Source organism: Acinetobacter sp. YH12095, assembly GCF_013419245.1.
Taxonomy (GTDB): domain Bacteria; phylum Pseudomonadota; class Gammaproteobacteria; order Pseudomonadales; family Moraxellaceae; genus Acinetobacter; species Acinetobacter towneri.
Genome location: NZ_VPAL01000051.1, coordinates 1 through 1873 on the forward strand (window position 1 = coordinate 1; position 1873 = coordinate 1873).

Genomic DNA, 1873 nt, shown 5'->3' on the forward strand with positions numbered 1-1873 from the left:
GTACCAGCGTACGGCCCACAGAATGATGTCACGCTGAAAATGCCGGCCTTTGAATGGGTTCATGTGCAGCTCCATCAGCAAAAGGGGATGATAAGTTTATCACCACCGACTATTTGCAACAGTGCCGAAAATAGCATTGATTTAGAGCTTTATGATCCAAAGCATACTGCAACCAACCAAACACAGGGTTTGAAATTACTGAGCAGTGAAAAACCTAGAACATTAACCAATGTCCCACTTAAAGTAACGACCACTAATATTCCATTAAGACATAGTGCCGCAGTAAGGGCAGCAGAAACCATGCTGATGGCGGATAGTACAACTTCAACCACTTTTTATAATTGTACAACAGGTTTTAATGTGAAAAACGCTGCGGGTACAAAATTTGCGACCACAGCGGCTCACTGTAAGAATTACAAAATTACTGTAGATGACCGCAAGACAACTGGCAATGATAATATTGCACTAACCTTTGTGGGAGACTTCTGGAATGGTAGTCAGGATTTCCAAACCATGAGTTTAGTATCATCTACACATACCTTGAACCCAGAATTTTTCGCCAGTGACAATGTGGTCAAAACTCTAACTGGTCGACGTACACAAGGTAACACACCTGTTGGTACGTATGTCTGTCATTATGGAATGAAAACTGGTTATAGTTGTGGTACGGTTCAGTCGACCGCATTTAAAGCATTTGGTACTGACAATAAATGTGGACCATCAGGGGCAGGTGTGTGTAATGCAACATGGGTAAAAGTTTCAGGTCCAACGTTGGATTGTTGGGGTGGCGATAGTGGTGGTCCAATCTTTATTGGAAGTGTGGCGGCAGGGTTATTATCTACTGCAACTTATCAAGGCACATGGAGTTCTTCCATGAAAGGTCAGGGGTATTGCGGAGGTGCCGCCAAACCTAATGGATATATGACCTATATGTCTACTGATGAACTCTATAAAGAGGGTTACTCATTATTATACGGACAATAACGATGACTAGAATATTTATACTGATGTTCGTCGTTGGACTTTTGAGCGCTTGTCATAAGCCTTCATCAGCCGATCAGTCCAAGATACAAGAATTACAAGTGATGTCCTTTAGTGAGCAGACCTTGGCGCAATTTTCTTGGGAATTAATCGAGGCAACAAATGCTAATAGTGAACGTATAGATTCATTATTTCTGGCTTCAAAACCTGACCAACCTATCACGCTAAAATTTGCAGAAAAGATGCTGTATATTGGGAATTTGTTTTGTAATATAAATTCGATTGGTATTCATTTTAAGGGCAATCATTTATATGCTGAACAACCAATTGTTGCCACAATGATGGGCTGTCCTGATGATATCAACTTACGTGAAAGTACGATGATAGATATTCTGGTGAATGCTCCCACATTATATCTTCAATCTCGTAAGGGGCAGGCACAACTGCTTATAGAAACACAAAAAAAAGAGAAATTGATTTTTAAAGGTGTTCAAGTCAACAAGTAGTCTAAATTCTTGCAGTACACTGATGAAAATCATAAGGTAAAGTTAGATATGAGGAAGCCCAATCATTTAGTTGGGCTTCTTTGTTTAAATATAATTTTAAGAGCCGGTAACTTATTTTCTGTAAGTTCCCTTTTACTATTTTTCTTTTGAGTATTTTATTAATCTAATTCTTTTACGCACTCAATAAGTATTACCACTATACCAACTCTTAGAAAGAGCTTTGAATTCCCTATTTAACATAATGGCGGTTATACGCAATACACTTGTATATTAATATAAATATCAATCACTTGAAAATTTAGCCATGACTAAGAAAAAGCAAAAAATCGGCTTTTGTAATAAGTTGGTGAGTTTTTAAGCAGATCTGTAATATTTTGCCAGTAAAT

General features: G+C 38.2%; 2 protein-coding genes. Both read left to right on the forward strand.

The window, feature by feature from the left end; translation table 11 throughout:
• Positions 1 to 984 (forward strand): S1 family peptidase (locus FTU35_RS13610; protein ID WP_349665759.1); only part of this gene is annotated, 984 nt, incomplete at its 5' end.
• 2 nt (positions 985 to 986) lie between these two features.
• Positions 987 to 1487 (forward strand): META domain-containing protein, encoded by a 501-nt coding sequence (locus FTU35_RS13285; protein WP_074163995.1) that lies wholly within the window; start codon positions 987 to 989, stop codon positions 1485 to 1487.
• Positions 1488 to 1873 lie beyond the last annotated feature (386 nt).

What these genes read in the sequence shown, in the direction of transcription:
- FTU35_RS13285 (WP_074163995.1), top strand. Translation starts at nt 987, where the DNA reads ATGACTAGAATATTTATACTGATGTTCGTCGTTGGACTTTTGAGCGCT.